Below are 20,170 nucleotides of genomic sequence, written 5' to 3' on the forward strand. Positions count from 1 at the left end.
AGCCACGCACCGCCGACAGCAAGCAGGCGTCACCCGACCGCGCTGATCATCTCCGCCAGCCGTCCCCAGTGCCACCAGATCGCCGACAGCCCAACAGCCGCTGCCAGACCGGTGAACAATAGATCATGAAGCGGGTCCCAGACATGATGCTTGGTCGCCAACCAGATCATCACGGGATAGGCCAGCACCATCGCCAGCGCGAGTGCGGCGATCCCACCGGTTAGGCCAAACAGGATCACCCCGGCCAGAAACAGCCCCGTCTGCGCCAGCGCCCGCGCAGCGGTAAAGACAAAGAACGATCGGCTGTCCCCAGCAGCCAGCGCGGCCTGATCATAGGTCATGGTGATAACCGCAGGCACCATCGCCAGCGCAATCAGCACCACCATCGGGCCTGCATAGCTATAGCGCGCATCGTAGAGCAGATCGACAAGCCAAGGCCCCAGCCAGGCCATAGCCAGCAGGATAGTCAGGATCATCGCGCTAAGCCCGGCCCGCAGCTGTCGTTGTTTGCGACGATACTCAGGCGCCGCATGCGCAGGCTTGTCGCGATAGACCGGGATCATCAGCCGCTGGTTCACCGCATGGCCCAGTGCCATCGGGAAACTCGCCAGGAAAAACCCGATATTATAAATGCCCAGCACATCCAGCGGGACAAATTTGCCCAGAATAGCCCGATCTCCTTGAGAGGTCAGAAACCAGAAGGCGGTGGACAAGAAGATCCATTTGCCAAAATGCAGCAACTCCTTCAGCGCCTTGGCCTCCCAACGGAACTGGCTGCGCCGCCCCGGCAGTCCCAGATGCACAGCCAGCAGAAACGCTGCCGCCTGCAGAACGCTGCCAAGCACCAGCGCCAGAACCGACTGCGTCCACCAGGCCAGTAGGACCATGGCGCCAATGCCAATGGCTTGGCTGAGCAGCTCCAGCGCGGTCAGCCGCCCGACCAGAAGATGTCGATGCGCAGTCTCAACCCGGATCGGATCGAACCCGTTGATCACCAGCGCCATTCCGGCGATCGGCAAATACCACAGCAGTTCGGGCGCCTCATAGAATTGCGACACCGGCCAGGCCAGAAGCAAAGTCATCCCCCAGAGCGCGAAGCCGCGCACCACCTGAACGCTCCATGCCGTGTCGAGGAAATCCGGATGGTCACCGCGTTTGCTCTGGGCGATGGACGGCCCAATCCCCATGTCCGAAAACAGCGCCAGCCCGGTGATCACCACGCTGACCAGCGCCATCAGGCCAAATGCTTCGGGAAACAGCAGGCGTGTCATCACCAGATTGGCCGCCAACCGCAAGGCCTGACTGCCGCCATAGCCCATCATCAGCCACGAGGCCGAACGCAGCACGCGCGCTGCGAGGCTTTCACCTTGGAAGAGCGACAGGACTTGCTGCATCAATATCCTCGAAGTTCTGCGATACACTTGCGACACTGATCCTCAAAGGCGTCAATTCCGCGGCGCCTTCGCGGCAATGCTGGGCAAGCGCGGCAACTGACGATACCCTGCGATAACTCTTGCATAAAATGGGCCGTCGTCCTCGTGAAAATAGCGTATATCCTGAACACCTATCCGCAGCCGTCGCATAGTTTCATTCGGCGTGAGGTGCAGGCGTTGGAGCGTCAGGGCCATATGATCCACCGGATTGCCATGCGCCGGTCCGGCGCGCCTTTGGTTGATCCCGGTGATCAGGCTGAGCAGGGCCGCACCACTTATGTGCTTGAGGCCGGAGCGCTGAAATTGACCGCAGCCCTGCTGCGGTCCATCATCCGGGCGCCCGGATCCGTGATATCTGCATTGCGTATGGCCTGGCGGCTGGGCGCTGCCTCGCAGGTTGGTCGATTGCGTCACCTGATCTATCTGGCAGAGGCGGCCTATGTCGCCGAGTATGCCGCCCAGCATCAAATCGCCCACCTACATGCACATTTCGGCACCAACGCCACAACAGTGGCCATGCTGGCAGAGGCTCTGGGTGCGCCGGGTTACAGTTTCACCACCCATGGGCCGGAGGAATTCGACGCGCCTGAGTCGTTGTCGCTGGGGGAGAAAGTCGACCGCGCCAGATTTGCCGTCGCCATCAGCAGCTTTGGCCGCAGTCAGCTGAGCCGCTGGGCCGCCTTTGGCAGCTGGGAGCGACTGAAGGTGGTCCATTGCGGGATTGAGCCTGCGCGCTTTGCCGATCCCACGCCTCTGCCTGAGGGGCCGCTCCGGCTTGCTGCGATTGGTCGGTTCGTGGAACAGAAGGGCCAGATGGTGCTGATTGAGGCGATGGCGCAGCTGGTCGCGGATTACCCTGACCTGCATCTGGCGTTGATCGGTGATGGAGACATGCGCCCCGATCTTGAGGCGGCGATTGACCGTCATGGGCTGGGCAATCACGTGACGCTGACCGGCTGGCTTTCTGAAGCCGAGGTGAGAGGCGAGCTGGCGCGCGCGCAGGCGCTGGTAATGCCGTCTTTCGCCGAAGGCCTGCCGATGGTGGTGATGGAAGCTATGGCCGCCGCGCGCCCGGTGATTGCAACCTATATTGCCGGAACCCCTGAACTTATTCTGGCGGGGGAAACCGGCTGGCTGGTGCCAGCGGGGGATCCGGGCGTTCTGGCGCAGGCCATCCGGGACCTCGCCGCCACGCCCCATGCTGAGCGGGTTGCCATGGGACAGGCCGGGCGCGCCCGTGTGCTGCTACGTCACGACAGCGATGTCGAGGCAGCGAAACTGGCGCAGCATGTCCAAGCCGCCCTGCCACGGGACTCGGGCTAGGCCCTCGACCTGATATACCTATCGCCCACGGGTCCAGCGCGCCTCGTTTCGGGTGCGAAACAGCGGTGATTTCACAGCCAGCGCCACGGCAGCATAGGTCATGAACCCCGCCGGATCACGTAGCGCCAACCGCAGGATCGCAGCTGGGTCAGGGCGGTGGACATCCTCATTGGTCAGCAGAGCGGGAAACCGTTCGGCAATCTCCGCCACTCCGGCATTCTGGCGCCTCCGCACCCGCACCAGATTGCGAAACCCCTCGATCAGCGGCCATTGGTAACTGGCCTGCACCCGGACCCGCTCCGCCGGAGCAAAGCTAAGCCGGGCAAAGATATCGTCAGCAATGACATCCGGCCATTGCCCCCAGCGCGCCCGCCCGGCGCGGTTCATCGCAAAGAGGCCGAACCCCGGCACCCCTTCGCGTACAAAGGGCAGCTTTGCCCAGAACCGCCCATATAGACGGCTGACCCGGCTGCGGGCAGGGAATAGCTGCGGCGTTCCACTGGCATAGCGTGGCTGATCCCCGGTCAACGCGGCGCAGATCTGCGCCATCAACGGGGGGGATACGATCACATCTGCATCCAGATAGACCAGAATAGAGCCAGCGGCGCGCAATTCACCCTCTGCAAGTGCGCCGATTTTTCCGCCCTCGGGTCGGTCGATCACCGCACAGGTCCACCCCTGCGGCACCGCCACTGCACGCGCCTCTGCGACGGTGCTGTCGGTGCAGCCATTGGCGATCACCAGCACTTCTGCCCCTGCGCCCTTGGGCAAGGGATCGCTCGCAAAGAGCGCCGACAGGCAGGCCCCGATATAGCCCGCCTCATTGTGGGCCGGGATCAGCACGCTAATGAGCGGTGTCATTTTGCCGCCTCCAGCGCGCGCCAGCGCGGATTGTCATCGCTCACATAGCGCAGGCTGCCCCAGCTGCCCCATTTGCCGGGGGATGAAACATCCGAATAGGCGGTGAACAGGTGGCCGCCTATCTCCGGCCAGCCTGCCAGAAGACTGCGGTACAGCGCGCCCATCTCTTCGGTGTAATTGAAATGGCTGAAGAACCCGGTCAGCATTTCATCATCCACCATCGCGCCAAGACCCACCACATGGCTGCCGCCCTCATACATGATCAGGTCAAGCCCATGCGCCTCAGCGACCTTGGCATGATAGGGCAGGACCCGCCCCAAAAGATCGCTGACAGTATCCTCGGAACTGCCGGAGACAAGCCCGTCGCGCAGTTCTGCGGCGGCCAGGGCGCTGGCGGCATCATATTGGTGGGCCTCAACAAATTCCCCAGCTGCGGCCCCGCGCAGCCCCTTGGCCTCAGCGGCCGCTGCAGCCTGTTCCCGGCTTTGCGCGATCCAGGCGCGCAGGGTGGCTGCACGGTCGGGCAGGCCAAGAATGCCACCAAAATAGCCGGTCACCGCATAGGCATCAAAGAGGCGCGCGGGCGGGCGCCGTGCTGGGTCTTCGGCCACCCAAAGGGGCGCCGCCAATATCTGCTCTTCCAGCCCCAACCAGCCGGTCTGGGTGGAGACCACACGCACCAGATGATCCTCTGCCGCGTCGCCGAAGACATCCGTCCAGATCATCGCAACTTCGGCGGCGCGGCCCCCGTAGAATTGCATCCACAGATCCTGCCCACCCCAACGCGCACGCGCCTGATCATCGGCCCAGACCGCCTGTTCAAACTGCCAGTTCCAGACCTCGTTGGAGTATTCCACATAGGTGGTCAGTCCGGGGTCCAGCTGGTCGCGGACCAGTCGCGCATAGTTGCGAACATAGATATCATCGGCCATATGCGGCAGCGTGAACCACGGATCAGCTTGCAGGTGATTGGCAAGTGCCACCAGCACCTCCGCCGGGGCACCCTGCGCCGTCCAACTGTAGTCCTGCACCCGCGGGCGATCTTCCCATCCGACCTGAGTGCTGTCGTTGGTGGCCATCCAGTCCATGAATCGCAACGCCGCAAACCCGCGCAACCGGGCGATCCAATCCGGGTTGAACAGCGCCCCCGCCTGCCAGTCGGGCAGGTGTTTTTCCATCACCACAGTAATGTTGCGCACGTAGTCGCCGACCCCTTGCCGGTCACTGCGCTGAATGCGGATTTCAACCGCGCCGGCCCCCGGGGTATAGTCAAAGCGGATTTCGCTTTTGCTGTAGCGGATGTTCCTTGCCCGACCCGTAACCTCAACAATCCCGTCGCCTTCGAATTGCAGCACATACCGCCCCGCAAGGCTGCTGGCCTCTTCCGGCAGATCCGTGAGGATCAGGGTGCCGACCGAGCCCAGTTCCGGCGGGATGGCAGTGGGCCAGCCGTCCGGATCCAGGTATCCCGCTGCCGCCAGATCCGAATAATCCGCGCCCCCCCACTGGCCTGCGATATGTCCAATCCAGGGGCGCGCGGTCTTGAAATGGTCGAGGAAGGGCGCCTGCGGACTCCAATCAGCGATAGAGGCAAGGTTCATTGCAATCGGCTGCTTGGGCACGTCGATCAAAGCAGGTTCTGCCCGCGACGTGACAGCGTCAGACGCAACGCTCTGGCTGGCTTGCACCGGCTGGTTCAAGGTGGGCAACACCGGATCCGAGGGCAGGGGCGGCGGATCCAAGGGCAGGGAGGCCCGTTGCACCCGCTCCCGTGCTGCATCCCAGGCGATCTCCTGCAGCCGTCGCGCCAGTGCGGGCGCGGGCGCCTTATAGCGACCGCCCCATGATGAGCGCAGCTGATGCGGCAGGCCGACGGGCGACTGGCCGGTCAGCACCGCATATTGCAGGGCAGAGAGGAAATAGAACCCCAGATCATTGGGGTGAATGTCGTCGGCGAAGACCTCCTCGATCCGGCTCAGGCCCGGCACGGTTCCGGCCTGAATGGCGTCATCCAGCCGGGCCATCGCCTGGCCCGCCTTCAGCAGCTTGATCTTGCCGCCGGTTTTGCGATTGACCGTATCGACAACGCTCTGCCAGCGCGGCAGATCCGCCGACAAACGGTCGCGCCATGGCATCGCAGCACCCGCGTCAAATGGCACCTCAACCCCGGTGCCGCTGCTCAGACTGTGCCAGGTCTCCTGCAGATAGACCTCGACCTCGGGATTGGCACTATGGGCGAGGGTGTAGAACTCTGTCAGCGCCCCCTCGGTATCGCTCCATTTCAGATGGTTGGCGAGCGGGATCGCTTCGGTCACGATCAGAACATCTATGCCGTCGACCAGCCGTGTGCGGGCGTTAATCCCCTCGGCCTGATCCGCATGGGCCCAATTATAGCTGAGCGGGGCGCCGTTGATGATCTGCGCCTCGACCGTGATGGTGTCGCCTGTCTGCCCGGCGGCAAGGGCGGGTTGCTGCGTCAGCAGCTGCTCCAGCATCACTGGATTGTCGGGGCCGAACAGGGAATGGCCGACCATGACCACGCTGGCGACCAGATCCGCCAGTGTCATGAGGACACGCCGGTGCGTGGGTGGCTGGTGATCACCTGCCAGACGATGTTCTGCGCTTGCCGCGCGGCTTCAGCACTTAAGGCATCGGCCGGGGTGCCATCGGCGCGTTGCAACTGATGGGGCAGGCCAACCGGGGAGCGCTGATAAAGTGTGCTGACATGGGTGAGGGCAACAATATAGGCCCCCAGATCATTGATATGGATCTGATCCAGCGCCCCCTCCTCGGTGCGGGCAAAAAGGTCTTCGCGGCGGGTCAGCCCGTCGATCTGTCCGGCCTCAGCAGCGCGGACAACCGCTGCCATCGCCTGGCCCGCAGGGATCAGATAGGCAGGGCGCTTCGGGTTGCGACGGCTGTCCGATCCAGCCAGCCCGCCAAGCCACAGCTGATCCAGATCGCCGTCAATCCGCGCCAGCCAGCCATCAGCGGTATCCAGCGGGTGCCAGGTTTCATAGAGATAGATCCGCGTCTGCGCGGCACCAGCGCGCGCCAGATCTGCCCACTGGCGAAAATACCGCGCTCCTTTGAAATAACGCAATGCATCGCGCAGCTCGACCATTTCGGTCAGTACAACGGCGTCATAGTCGCCCGATCCAATCGCCTCGCGCGCGTCACGCCAGACCGGAGGCGTGTTCACCTGATCGAAATGCAGGATCTCCAGATCCGGCTCCCAATGATCCTGTAAGGGCGTGCCGGAGCCAAGCTGGCTGTTATACCGATGCCCCTCCGGCGCCAGTTGTTGTACCATATGCGGCATATCCGGCCCAACCAGTGAGTGGCCAAGGTGGAACACCCGCATCGGCCCCTCCGGCGCGGTCAAAGGTGGCAGCGCGAAGGGGGTCGCCTGCGCGCCGATTGGCAACAGGGAGAGGAGTGCCAGAAAACCACGCCGTCCGATCATCGCACCTGCGGCAGCTGTGCGGCGGTCGCGATCAGCCCCTCCCCGATGACAAATCGCCCCTCAATCCTGTCCCCCGTCAGGAAGGGCAGTTGATCAGCCGTAAACCGCGCAGAAAACTGCCCGCTGATCTGATCGGTGTCGTTTGCCATACGCATCTCCAGTTCCATCCCGTCAAAGCCGAAAAACCGCTCGCTCAGGCGATATTGGCATTTATACGCGGCTTCTTTGGCAGAAAATATCACTTTGGCCAGTTGGCCGGGGTTGGTCTGCTGTGCCAGCCAGAGACGTTCCGCCGGGCGGCAGATCTGCGGGATCAGATCATCGGCGAGCGGCGTGTCCTCCTCGACGTCAACGCCCAGTCCGCGCATCTGCTGCGGTCGGGCGGCGACGGCAACGGCGGTGCTGCGGCAATGGCTGATCGACCCAACCAGCTCGGGCGGCCAGATCGGCGCGCGTTTTGGCCCGACGGGAATTGCGCTGGGTGTCAGGCCCAGCGTTGCCATTGCCTGATGCGCCGCGGCACGGCCTGCTGCGAACTCTCGCCGCCGCTTCGCCACCGCGTTTGGCGACAGGCAGGCGGCCTCCTCAGGGAAGGGCACGGGTGGATCTCCCTGCGGATCGCAGACCTCCACTGCAACACCATCTTCAAACAACGGGCGGATCAGCGCCCGGTGCCGCGCGCTGCGCAAGGATGGCTCAACCAGGGTCATCCGCTGCGGGCCTTGCGGTTGGCGCGCATTGCGCGGCGCTTGGACATCATGTCGGATTTCGCTGCGGCGTCGACGGCGGGTTCGGCCACGTGCTCCTCAGCGGGACCAGCGCCGGTCAGCGCGTCAATGTGGCCTGCCAATCCCGACAGGGTCGGGAAGCGGAAGATATCGGTGATCGACAGCTTTGGCACATCCAGCGCGCCACGAATGTCGCGGTGGGCCTGTACCGCGAGCAGGGAATGGCCACCCAGGGTGAAAAAATTATCCTCTGCCCCGATGCCGCTGACGCCAAGGATACCGCTCCAGATTTCGGCAATCTTGCTCTGTGCCCCGGCGCTGAGCGGCGCGTCGGAGGTGGGCACGGAAATCTGTACCGGTTTTGGATCGGGCAGCGCCTTGCGGTCGATCTTCTTGTTTGGGGTCAGCGGGAAGGCGTCGAGATGTTCGATATGGCTCGGCACCATGACCGCAGCCAGTTGCTGCGTGAGTGCGGCCTTCAGCGCCGCCTGATCCGGTGCCACAGGTCCGGTTACATAGGCGATCAGCCGGGTGTCGCCAGCGGTTTCGCGGGCGATAACAACGGCCCCGGTAATGCCATCCATCGCCGCCAGCGCGGCCTCGATTTCGCCCAGTTCGATCCGCTGGCCGCGGATTTTGACCTGATGATCGCTGCGGCCCAGGAATTCCAGCTGACCGTCGCTGCGCCAGCGCACCAGATCCCCGGTGCGATAAAGGTGGGTTGAGGGGACATGCGTCCCCGCATCGGCAAAGGGATCAGGAACAAAACGCTCCGTCGTGAGATCTGGGCGCTGCCAGTAACCGGCGGTCACACCGGCACCGCCGATCAGCAATTCGCCGGGTACCCCAATCGGCTGAAGAGACAGGCTGTCATTGACGACATAAACAGTGGTATTGGCAATCGGCGCACCGATCTGCGCCGTGCCAGTTGGCACTTCCGCAAGGCTCTGCATGGTCGACCAGATGGTGGTCTCTGTCGGGCCATACATATTGTGGATGTCGGCATCGGTTGTCGCGCGCAGGCTGGCCACCAAGTCGCCCGGCAGCGCCTCCCCCCCGATGAACATATGCGAGAGCCTCCCCAGCACAGGGCGCGCATCGGCGTCTGCGGTGATCATCCGGGCCATCGACGGGGTGCATTGCATATGGGTGACGCCGTGGCGCAGGATCTGCGCCGCAAGCGAGACATCCTCCGCGGCCAGCTGTTGCGGGGCGTTGGCAAGGCGCAGCACCTCCGCAAGGGGTTTCAGCCCCTCCAGCACAATCTCCGGTGCAATGCCGTAGTCGATCAGGCAGGCGATCTCATCAACGCCGATCTGCTTGAGCTGCTCCACCCGCTGCAGGGCATCGGCAATGGTGCCAAACAGGCCGGAATCCTCAAAATACCGTTCAAAAGCAAAATCGAGAATGGCCTCCAGCTCCTCTGCCGAAAGCATGCCGAGGTCCATTTCAAACGGGTTTTTCACCCCTTCTGGTTTTTTGAACGCAGGAAAAGCCCAGGCGTATTGTTTGATCAGACCAGCCGCCGCGCGCAGGTAATCCTTCATCGGTTCTCGGGCTGTGGCGCGGGCGTCTTCGCGGGTGTCCGCGAGATAGCTGTGCAGCATCAGCGTGACCTTGTGATCGCGCGGGTCGTGACCGGCGGCGCGCAGGGCATCATGATAGATGGTGATTTTGCCCGCGACCTCCTCAATGCTTTGTCCCAGCAGATGGGTCAGCACATTAGCCCCGATACTGCCCGCCTCACGCCAGGTTTCGGGGTTGCCTGCCGTGGTGACCCAGACCGGCAGCTCCTTTGACACAGGGCGCGGCTGGGTCAGAACCGCGTGTTCGCCACCATCCTTGCGCGGGAAGGCGACCTCCTCTCCGCGCCAGAGTTTCCGCACCGTCTCAATAGCCTCGAACAGCGCAGGCTTATTGGCGGGGGGCGTATTTTCGGGGCGCAGGATGAAGTCATCCGGCTGCCAGCCAGAGGCGAAGCCTATACCTGCGCGTCCGCCGGTCAGATTGTCGATCACCGACCATTCTTCGGCAATGCGGGCCGGGTGATGCAGCGGCGCCACGCAGGACCCCGCGCGCACGCCGATATTTTTCGTCACTGCAGCCACCGCCGCGCCGGTCACTGCCGGGTTCGGATAGGGCCCGCCGAAGGCGTGGAAATGTCGCTCTGGTGTCCAGACCGCGTTGAACCCGTGCTGATCGGCGAATTTCGCGCCTTCCAGCAGCAGTTCATATTTGCGCGGGCCGGGACCATCGTCATTGCCCCAGTAAAACAGGTTGAAATCCATGCCGCGATCACTGGTGGCGACCGGGCCATTGGACAGCTGCAACCGCGCCTCATCACTGGACAGCACCAGTTTGAAGCCGCGTGACAAGGTCCAGAACAGTTCCAGCACCGAGATGTCGAACGACAGGCTGGTCACCGCCAGCCAGCAGTCCCCCGGCCGATGCGGGATGCGGTCGTCCATGGCGGCAAAGAAATTCGCAACATTGCCATGGCGGACCATCACGCCCTTGGGCGTGCCGGTGGAGCCGGACGTATAGATCAGATAGGCCAGATCCTCTGGTGCGGGCGCTGTGGCAGGCGTTTCGGCCACAGTTTCGGCCACGGCGGAGATCTCGGGCAGGGCGTCAAGGCACAGGATATCGGCCGACAGGTTGCCGGGCAGCTGGTCGCGGTGTCCGGTGTCGGTCAGGATCACGCTTGCGGCGCTGTCGGTGATGAAATGCGCGATGCGATCTGCCGGATAGGCCGGATCCAGCGGCACATAAGCCCCGCCTGCCGCCATCGTGGCAAGGGCAGCAATCACCAGATCAGGCCCGCGCCCCAGGTAAATACCGACATGGCTGCCCGGCTTCACTCCACGGTCACGCAGGAGGGCTGCCAGATGATCAACGCGAGCAGAGAGCTCGGCATAGGTCAGGCTCTGATCCTCATAGACCAGCGCCGTAGCCTCCGGGGTTCGTGCAACCTGGGCTGCAAACTCCGCCGGTATGGTGCTTTGCCCGATGTCGGAACGGGCGGTGCTGTTCCAGTCCACCAACATCTGGCGTCTTTCGGCCTCCGGCAGGATCGGCAAATCGGCGATGGTGCCACCGGCGGCCGAGGTCAGCGCGTCGATCAGCAGTTCGGCCCGCCCCACCAGCAGCTCGGTCGCTTGCGCATCCAGCCGCGCAATATCAATGTGCAGGGCCAAAGCGCCCTCCGACAGGGACAGGGTCGCTGCACAACCGTCGATATGCTGCGCACGCCCCAGCATGCAGCCAATATCCGGACAGAAACCGCTGCCCCCGGTCTGTCGCAACTCCGGCGCACGGGCAATGAGATCAGCGGCAAAACCGCCGCTGCTGCGGGTGCTGCCCAGCTCTGCAGCCAATTCGGACCGCAGATCGTCCAGGGGCGCATCGCGGCGGGCCTGCACCGGCACCCAGTCAGAGATCAGCCCCGCGATGGCAGTCTCCTGCAGCGCGTCCGTGCCGAGCGCGATGCCAGCAGCCTCCGCACCGGAGCTGGATAGCATGAGAGAGAGGGCGACGCTCAGTACATCGACCTCTGTCAGTGGCGCATTGTGGGACAGCATGAGATGGTTGATTTCGGCAGCACCATCAGCTGCCGGACCTGCCAAGGGCAGATCCACAGCGGGCAGGGCCGCCAGCGCCTTGCGCCATTTACCCTCGCTGGCCTGCGTCGCGGCCATTTGCCGGGTCAAATCGCTGCGGGCCGCTGCATCAAGAGACGGAAGACTATCCCCGGTTTTGACATGGTCGACGGCGCGGATCGGGCGCCCGTCGCAGTGGTGCAATCCGCCAATCCGCAGCGCGCCATCGCCGCAGGCCAAGGTCATCGTCGTGTCATCCACGCTCAGTACTGTGCCCGGCGCGCCGGATCCCTCTGCGATCTCTGCGGTGCTGATCAACGCTACTGGCGCATCGCTGGTTGCAGGTAGTTGGACCTTGGCAGCACAAAGCGGGTTCCAGTACCCGTTGAAATCAAGGGCGCGCACCAACCGGTGCAGGTCCGCGGCGGGCTGCGACAGATCCAGCAGTGCACCCGCTTCGGGCCGGTCAGCGCGTGTATAGAGCGTGCGGGTGCTGAAATCCTGCGCCTGCCGCGCCAGCGTGCCGGTTTCCAGCTGCCCCAGCACATCGCCAAAACTGTCCATTGCAGCGGCATAGCATTTGGCGTTGAGACTATAGGCCGTCTCATCCCCGGCAATTGCAAACAGGCGCTGGGCGAGGATATCACCCTCATCCACGCCGCCCTCGATCAGGTGCCAGGTGATCCCGTAACCCTCAGCCCCTTCGATCAGGGCCCAGTTCGGGGTGTTGAGACCGGCATAACGCGGTAGCGGGCCATCATGAAAATTAACGCCGCCATTCGCTGCGCGGGCCAGCACGCTGTCGGGGATGATCTCAAGGTTCGCGATGGACAGCAGCCAGTCCACAGACCCGTCAAAATCGCGTGCGTCTTCAAGTACAGTCAGGCCCTTGTCAGCGGCCCACTGGCGGATTTCGGCGTCTTTTGTGACAACAGCGGCGATGCTGTGGCTGCGGGCCAGCAATGTGTCCGCGCAGGCAACAAGCAGTGATTCATTGCCAAGAACGATACAGGAGAATGGGGTCATTTCTGCTCCTCCGGTTGAGACGGGGTCTGGCGCGGTTCCATAGGTTGGTTTTTTCGGCGGCGAAAGATCGCGCGGCTGTGATGAACGATCAGATCCCGCAGAAAATAGGGTGGATCGGAGGCCGGTTTGTCCGACACCAGCCGCCGCAGCCCGTAGAGCAGGCTGCCGCTGATCAGCGCCAATGTGGCCCCAACCGTGTAGGCGCGCCCATGGGTGCTGAGAAAGTAATGCAACCGGCTGTCGAACCAGTATTGCGGGGTGCGCTGCCAGTCTTTCATCCCGGTCGAGGCGGATCCGACATGGGCCACCTCGCTTTCCGGCAGGAAGTGCGTGCTCCAGCCAGCGCGGGCGGCACGGTGGCAAAGTTCAGTCTCCTCAAAGTAGAGAAAGAACGTCTCGTCAAACCCGCCCACCGCATCAATCACCTCCCGGCGGATCATCAGACTGGCACCAGCGGTCCAATCCAACTGTGTCGGGGTGGTGGGGATTTCCATCGGCACCACGGCATCTTTCAGCAAGCGCGTCACGATGCCGGTTCGCACCGAGGATTCAAACTCGCCCGCGATGGTGGGAAAGCGAAAGGCGGTGCAATGAGGCGTCCCATCGGTGCCGCGCACATAAGAGCCGACCAGACCGGCGCTGGGGGTCGCTTGCAGAAAATCTCGCAACGCGCGGATCGCGCCCGGCTGCACAAAGGCATCTGAGTTCAGCAGATAATAGAACTCCGGGGCGCTGCCATCGGATAGGCCAAGGCGAAAGCCGATATTCATGCCCGCGCCAAACCCGCCGTTGCGGTCGCTGGCGATCAGACGCAGGCGGCCGCTGTCGATCCAGCCGCGCGCCTGCACCGCCGTGAGCAGCTGCTCATAAGAGCCATCGGCGGAGCCATTGTCGATGATCACCACTTCGCCGGGCAGCTCTTCCATCTGCTCCAGCGCGGCAGCGGCGCAGTCCAGCGTCATCTGCGGCGTCTTATAGTTCAGGATGATGGTCAGAATGCGCGCATTTGTACCGCCGGGGGCGGCGTCTACAAGCGGCGCGGCGGAGGGGGCGGTGGCGTTGGTCATTCTGCCGCCTCCGCGGTGCTGCGGGCCAGCGCTACGGCGTCGGCGGCATCCAGTCGCGCCTTCACCTCTCCAGCCAGCACACTGACATTTGGCACCAGAACCATACTGTCGTGATCGCCGGGCACCTCGACCACCTCAACGGCGGGGGCCCAACGGGTCCATTCGTTGTCATCAAAGACATATTCCCGCTCGCGGCTGACCCAATTCCCGGCAGAGACCTGCCAGTGCCGGTCAAGTGGCGGGCGGAACAGCGTCATGGGCCCGGACCACGGGCGCAGATCATAAGCGGGCAGGGCGGCGCGGAAGGCCAGTTCGACCTTGCGGTTGTTGAACACTGGCGCTGCGCTGTCGCCGCTGACAGCATAACGGCGTTTCTCGATCTCCCAGGCGATGCGATTGGTGATCCATTCGCCCAGATAGGCGATCCCCTTGCTGCGCAGTTCGGCCCATTTGATCAGCGCCTTGTCGCGGCGCGTCAGCTCTGGACGCAGCGGGAGCGGCGTGTCCAAGAGGATCAGCGCGGAAGTCTCTTCACCCTCAGCCTGCAGTTGCTGGGCCATCTCATAGGCGGTCAGCCCGCCGCCGGAGAACCCGCCCAGCAGATACGGCCCCTCTGGCTGGACACTGCGGATCTCCGACAGATAATCACGGGCCGCTGCATCCAGACGATCGTGCGGCGCATCCTCGCCGATCAACCCTCGGGCCTGCAGCCCGTAAACGGGACGGTCCTTGCCAACCATCAGGGCCAGATGACGCAGGTTCAGCACGTTGCCAAACATGCCCGCCACCAGGAAGAACGGTCGCCGCCCGGTGCCATCACCGGGGTGTAGCTGGACCAGATGGGTGTAGCTGGGGGTCTCGGCGGCGGTGTCACCTGCACTCTCAACCGGGGTCTCGGTGGTGAGACCGCCACCGGTGCGCGCAATCACCAGCTCTGCCAGCTTGGCAACAGAAGGGGCCTCAAACAGGGTGGAGATCGCCAGATCCACACCAAAGCTGCGCTTGATCTGCGCAAACAGCCGAACCGCGATCAGAGAATGGCCGCCAAGGTCAAAGAAACTGTCCTCAACCCCGACCTGCGTCACGCCAAGGAGACGCGCGAACTGAGCGGCTATATCTTCCTCCACGGCATTGCGCGGGGCAAGGTACTCGGTGTCCAGCTGTGGTCGCTCAAAGCTCTGGTTGGTGTCGGCATTCTGCGGCGGCGGCTGATCGGCTTGCGCAATCAGATCCGGCAGCGCCAGCGACGAGACCACCACCTGCGACAGCCCGGTGGCGAGCGCCCGGCGCAAGGCCTCGGGACCGTCCTCGGCACGGATTCCTTGCGCGATATTGCGGTGAAGGCGCCGTTCCTCCAGCGACAAGGGCTGCGCGCTGCCGGATGCCGTCAGTCCCAGATCCTCAGCGCTGGCGTCTGCGCCCTCTGCCGGGGCCAGATTGGTCGCACCGGGCAGCTGCTGCATTTGAAACCCACGCATTTCTGCGACCACAGTGCCATCCGTAGCGGCCAGCGTGATGTCGAACTGCGCGCTATTTGCAGAGCTGTCGACCAGCCGCATATGGCTCAGCAGGTCAATCGGCAGCGGCGCAAAGATCTGGATGCTGTCATAGGACACCGGCACCCAAAGCGCGCTGCCCCGATAGGTGGGGACCAGATCAATGGCCCAGCCGGTGGCCAGATCCATCAGTCCGGGGGGCAGAAGGGTGCCATCTTTTTCGGCAATCTGCGGTAGCTTCAGTCGGGCAAGACCTTCTGCGGTTCCATGGCGTATCTCTTCCAGAACATGCCAGCGTGGACCGAATTTAAGATGTGCTTCCTGCGGTGTTTTCAGTCGTTCCGCCGTGGGGCTCTCCGATACCTCCGGCATGCGAAGCCTCAGTTTAGGGATATCGACCGGGGCTTGCGTGTCCCGGTCAAGATCGGTGTCCAGCAGCGCCTGTACATGCAGTGCATAGCCCTCCGCCGTACGGCTGTAGACCGCAAAATCATAGCCCCGCTCCACCGGAGTCAGCCGGACGATCATATCGCAGGGCGTTCCTGCCACCACCAGAGGCCGCAGGAAATAGAGATCGCGCAGCGCAAAAGGCGTGTCATGGCCCAGCTCCGCCAGCGCCTCAGCGGCATATTCGATATATCCGGTGCCGGGGATCAGCGCGGTGCCATCCTTGGTGCGATGTTCATCCAATATCCACTGATCACTGCTCAATCGGCGGTGGAACAGCAAACTGCCGTCATGGGCAAACTGGCGGCTGTCAAACAGCGGTTGATCGCAGGGGATGGGGTCGCTGCCCGCCTCGGGCTTGTGTGCGCCGAGGGCCTCCGCCGCCATCCCGACGTCCGCCCAGACACCCCAATCGACAGATACCACATGCGTTCTCTGATCCGGGGAGGCACGGGCGCTGCGATGTTTGGCAAAGGCATTGAGGTATTCATTGGCAGCCACATAATCGACCTGACCAATCGGGCGCGTTACCGCAGAGGAGGAGGAAAACAGCACCATCAACTCCAGCTGATCTGCGCCGAAGATGGCGTCGAGCACTCTGAGCCCGCTGACTTTGGGAGCCAGAACCTGAGCGATATCCTCTTCTGTTTTGGCCAGAACCGGCGCATCGTTGATCTGGCCGGCGCCGTGGATGACGCCGGTGATCGGGCCAAAGATCTCCTCGGCTGTTGCAACAGCGGTGCGCATTTGCTCGCTGTTGCAGACATCTGCGGCCAGCGGCAAGACGCGGCCTTTTCCAAGTGCGTCCAGCGCCTTCACGGCGCGGATGCGTTGCGCGGTTGTATTGGCTGGGCTGTGACGATTGAGATAGCTGTCCCAGGTGTCGCGCGGCGGCAACCCGCCGCGCGAGATCAGCACCACATTGGCGTCAAAGCTTTGCATCAGGTCCGCCGCGATCGTGCGTCCGATGCCGCCATAGCCACCGGTGATCAGATAGGTGCCACCTTCACGGAAGCCAGAATGCGACGATGCAGGCGCACTGTCTGGCAGTGCCACTGGGCGCCACCGCAAGGCATAACGCTTGTCACCGCGCCAGAGCGCCGTGTCATTCGCAGGTTCCGAGAGCAAGTCCTCCAGCAGGCGGTCAGTGATTGACATCGGAGCCTGATCCGAAAGCCAGCGACGCAGGCCATTGGGGCGGGTTGGCAGTTCGATATCGACCGTGGCGCAGGTCAGGCCGGGGATCTCGCGCGGCAGCACGCCGGCAGGGCCGGCAATCATCGCCTTTTCCGGGTAGGGCAGCGGCTCATTGCGCAGCTGTGCCGCCCCGGTGGTAAAGACCGTCATATGCAGGGGATGCGGAAGGTCAATCTGGGCCAACGCCTGCCCCAGCGCGGTCAGCGCATAAAACCCCATCTCCAGATTACGATCAAAAAAGGAGGCGCCGGGGCGGAAGCTCTCGCCCTCAGTGACCAGCCAGAAATGGCCAATGCGACTTGGCAGCAAATCCGCCAGCGCGAGATCGGCAAACAGCGCATCATAGCCCGCGCGCCCCTGTTCCGGGGCCAACATATAGCGGCTCTCGCTCAGCTGGGCATAGGTGTCGCCGGGGGTGACCCGCACCACCCTGTGCCCTGCCTGTTCCAGGCGCGGCGCCAGATCGGCACACAGCCCGGTGTCATCCTCAAACAGCAGCCAGGTTTCAGGTTGCTGATCCAGTTCGGTGGTAACATCAAGATCGCAGCTGGCCAGCGCTGGTCGCCAGCTGGGGCGCGATCCCCATTGTGACATGTCGTCATGGCGCTGGGGCGCGCTGATTGCTGTGTCCGCAGTGGCCGGGGCAGCGGGTTCGATGAAATAGCGGCTGCGCTGAAACGCGTAGGTCGGCAACGGCAGACGCTGGCGGCGGGCATCTCCCCAGATCTGATCCCAGTCCGCCTCCAGCCCTGCGGCCCAGAGCCGTCCGATCACGCCAAAGAAATAGGCATCATCGGCCATCATCTGGTCGGGGTGACGCAATGAGCTGAGCACCTGACCGGGCTTGATCGCCGGGGCCATCTGCGCCAGCGAGGACAAGGCCTTGCCGGGGCCAACCTCGAGATAAAGCCGGTTGGGTTGCTCGGCGAGCGTGTCGAGGCAGGCGGAAAACATCACCGTATTGCGCAGCTGACCGACCCAATACTCGGGGTCGGTAGCCTCCGCGTCACTCAGGATCTGGCCGCTACGGTTGGACAGGATTGGGCGACCGGGGGCGGTTAAGGTCAACCCGCGCAGGAACTTGCGGTACTCGTCCAAAATGCCTTCCAGCATACGGCTGTGGGCAGCTATGTCGATCTGGATGCGTTGGTGATCGACTTCATCCGCGGTCAACTGCGCTGCCAGCGCATCTAGTGCGGCCTGCGGTCCAGAGACAGCTGTGAGGCGGGGGGCATTGACGCTGGCAATGTCCAGATCCGGCGACAATCTGGCCTCAACCTCCTCCAGCGGCAGCGAGATCGACAGCATGCCGCCGGCGGGTACCTTGTCGAACAGCCGCCCACGCAGCAGCACCAGATCAATGCAATCCTCAAACGACAGCACCCCGGCCAGACAGGCTGCGGTGTTCTCCCCCATGGAATGGCCCACCAGAGCGGCGGGGCGCACGCCCCAGCTGATCCACAGTTGCGCCAGCGCGAATTCCACGATCATGATCAGCGGCAGCTGCGCGGATGGCTGTTGCAGGCGCGCATTTGCGGTGTCTCCCTGCCCCGGATCCGGCAGCCAGAGCGCGCGAATGTCATAGTCCAGCTGGCCCTCAAGGTGATCCAGACCCCGGTCCATCCAATCGGCAAAAACCGGTTCGGTTTCATAGAGATCCCGCGCCATGCCCGCATATTGCGCGCCGCCACCAGGGAACATGAAGACCACCTCAGGGGTGCTTTCGGCGCAATCATGGTCAAACACCCGCCTTGGATCGCCCGCGTCCAGCAGGGCGGCGGCTTCCTCAGGGGTTTCGGCGACCAACGTCCGACGCTTGGCAAAGCCGCGGCGGCCTTCCTTCAGCGTGTAGGCCACATCTGCCAGTGGCAGATCGGGATTGGCGCGCAGATGGGCGGCCAGGGCCGAAGCATTGGCATTGAGTGCTGCTTTAGAATGGCCAGACAAGCAAAGCACCTGAAACGGGAAATCGCTTTCATCCGAGGCGGGGCGGGGGGCGGCTTGTTCCAGCACCGCATGGGCGTTGGTGCCGCCAACCCCCAGCGCGTTGATCGCAGCACGGCGGGGGCCTTTGGCAGAGGTCCAGTCGCGCAAGCGGTCGTTGACCACAAAGGGTGAGGTTTCAAAATCAATGGCCGGGTTGGGCGCCTCATACCCCAGGCTTGGCGGGATCTGGCCATGATGCAGCGCCAGCGTTGTCTTGATCAGCCCGGCCACACCGGCGGCCGTATCCAGATGCCCGATATTGGTCTTCACCGAGCCGATACGGCAATAGCCGACCGCAGGCGTGGTCTCGCGGTAGGCTTCGGTCAGGGCCGTGACCTCAATCGGGTCGCCCAGATAGGTTCCAGTGCCATGGCATTCGACATAGTCGATGGTATCCGGCGGCGTCTCTGCCGCGCGCAGCGCCTGCCGCACGGCGCTGGCCTGCCCCTCGACCGAGGGGGCGAGATAGCCTGCCTTATCCGCACCGTCATTGTTGATCGCCGAGCCCTTGATGACGGCCCAGATGTGATCGCCATCCGCCAGCGCGTCCTCCAGGCGGCGCAGCGCAACCGCCCCCGCGCCGGAGCCAAAAACGGTCCCCTGTGCGCGGTGGTCAAACGCATGGCAGTGGCCGTCCGGCGACAGGATCTCGTTCTCTTTGAACAGGTAGCCGCGGCCCTGTGGCAGCTCAATCGTAACGCCACCGGCAAGAGCCATCTCACACTCGCCCTCGCGCAGGGCCTTACTGGCGTAATGCACTGCCACCAGCGAGGTCGAGCAGGCGGTCTGGATGTTGACGGACGGGCCTTTGAGATCAAACACATGGCTGACGCGCGTGGATAGGAAATCCTTGTCGTTGCCGGTGTGGCGCAGCAGGAACATACCGACATCATCGACCAGCGGCCTGTTGGAGCAGATGTTGAAGTAAAAATAGCTGCCCATGCCGCAGCCGGCATAGACCCCAATCGGACCATCAAGGCTCTCAGGTGGATGACCGGCATCCTCCATCGCGCTCCAGGCAACCTCCAGGAATTTGCGGTGTTGCGGGTCAAGGATCGCGGCTTCTTTCGGGCTGAAACCGAAGAAGTCGGCATCAAACTCAGCATAGCCCTCCAGCGCTGCGGTGGCGGCAACATAATTGGGGTCGGACAGTGTCTCAGGGTCTTCGCCTGCGGCTAAGAGGTCGTCTTCGCTGACAGGGCGGATCGATTCCACGCCGTCGCGCAGATTTTGCCAGAATGCGCCGGGGGACTGGGCGCCCGGCACGCAAAGTGACATGCCCACAATGGCAATATCCCCGCTGTAACGCGAGGCATCAAACGGAGTGCGATCCGTGGTTTTCCCTGATGTCTTCAATTGCCCCAATCGTCCTCAAATCATGTGCCCGACCCTAAATGCAGTACCGGACAAAGCCCCAACCAATTAACAACACCGACCGCCCAATTCGGGTGGTCCTGCACAGTGGTACGAATTGGCCCCCAATCTTCGAACAGGGCGTTCGCCCGCTGGCCCCCAAGCCGACGGAAAACCCTGTGCTCCGC

9 protein-coding genes are annotated in these 20,170 nt (G+C 63.3%); 1 reads left to right on the plus strand and 8 read right to left on the minus strand.

Annotated elements, in window-relative coordinates; all coding sequences use genetic code 11:
- Window positions 1–29: 29 nt before the first annotated feature.
- Window positions 30–1,394, minus strand: coding sequence for an oligosaccharide flippase family protein (locus tag phaeop14_RS02265; RefSeq protein WP_096788633.1), 1,365 nt, complete (start codon window positions 1,392–1,394; stop codon window positions 30–32).
- Between the two features lie 144 nt (window positions 1,395–1,538).
- On the opposite strand from phaeop14_RS02265, the gene phaeop14_RS02270 reads away from it, so the two are divergent.
- On the plus strand, window positions 1,539–2,756 hold the full coding sequence (locus tag phaeop14_RS02270; RefSeq protein WP_096788634.1) for a glycosyltransferase: 1,218 nt from the start codon (window positions 1,539–1,541) through the stop codon (window positions 2,754–2,756).
- Window positions 2,757–2,774: 18 nt separating this feature from the next.
- Here the strand turns inward: phaeop14_RS02270 and phaeop14_RS02275 are convergent, their stop codons facing one another.
- Genes phaeop14_RS02275 through phaeop14_RS02305 form a run of 7 tightly spaced genes read right to left on the minus strand, consistent with a single transcriptional unit; the run spans window position 2,775 to window position 19,985 of the window.
- On the minus strand, window positions 2,775–3,617 hold the full coding sequence (locus tag phaeop14_RS02275) for a glycosyltransferase family 2 protein (RefSeq protein WP_096788635.1): 843 nt from the start codon (window positions 3,615–3,617) through the stop codon (window positions 2,775–2,777).
- Window positions 3,614–6,184 (minus strand): hypothetical protein, encoded by a 2,571-nt coding sequence (locus phaeop14_RS02280; protein ID WP_096788636.1) that lies wholly within the window; start codon window positions 6,182–6,184, stop codon window positions 3,614–3,616. Before phaeop14_RS02280 ends, phaeop14_RS02275 begins: the two co-directional genes overlap by 4 nt.
- Window positions 6,181–7,083 carry a hypothetical protein gene (locus phaeop14_RS02285; RefSeq protein ID WP_096788637.1) on the minus strand — a complete coding sequence of 301 codons (903 nt, stop codon included), beginning with the start codon at window positions 7,081–7,083 and terminating at the stop codon, window positions 6,181–6,183. Before phaeop14_RS02285 ends, phaeop14_RS02280 begins: the two co-directional genes overlap by 4 nt.
- The gene (locus tag phaeop14_RS02290) at window positions 7,080–7,793 is read right to left on the minus strand and encodes a 4'-phosphopantetheinyl transferase family protein (RefSeq protein ID WP_096788638.1); all 714 of its coding nucleotides are present in this window, start codon (window positions 7,791–7,793) and stop codon (window positions 7,080–7,082) included. Before phaeop14_RS02290 ends, phaeop14_RS02285 begins: the two co-directional genes overlap by 4 nt.
- Window positions 7,790–12,436 carry a MupA/Atu3671 family FMN-dependent luciferase-like monooxygenase gene (locus phaeop14_RS02295; RefSeq protein ID WP_096788639.1) on the minus strand — a complete coding sequence of 1,549 codons (4,647 nt, stop codon included), beginning with the start codon at window positions 12,434–12,436 and terminating at the stop codon, window positions 7,790–7,792. Before phaeop14_RS02295 ends, phaeop14_RS02290 begins: the two co-directional genes overlap by 4 nt.
- On the minus strand, window positions 12,433–13,503 hold the full coding sequence (locus tag phaeop14_RS02300) for a glycosyltransferase family 2 protein (protein ID WP_096788640.1): 1,071 nt from the start codon (window positions 13,501–13,503) through the stop codon (window positions 12,433–12,435). The genes phaeop14_RS02295 and phaeop14_RS02300 overlap by 4 nt, the downstream gene beginning before the upstream one ends.
- Window positions 13,500–19,985 carry a type I polyketide synthase gene (locus phaeop14_RS02305; RefSeq protein ID WP_096788641.1) on the minus strand — a complete coding sequence of 2,162 codons (6,486 nt, stop codon included), beginning with the start codon at window positions 19,983–19,985 and terminating at the stop codon, window positions 13,500–13,502. Before phaeop14_RS02305 ends, phaeop14_RS02300 begins: the two co-directional genes overlap by 4 nt.
- Window positions 19,986–20,170 lie beyond the last annotated feature (185 nt).

This window comes from Phaeobacter piscinae, assembly GCF_002407245.1.
In the GTDB taxonomy this organism is placed as follows: domain Bacteria; phylum Pseudomonadota; class Alphaproteobacteria; order Rhodobacterales; family Rhodobacteraceae; genus Phaeobacter; species Phaeobacter piscinae.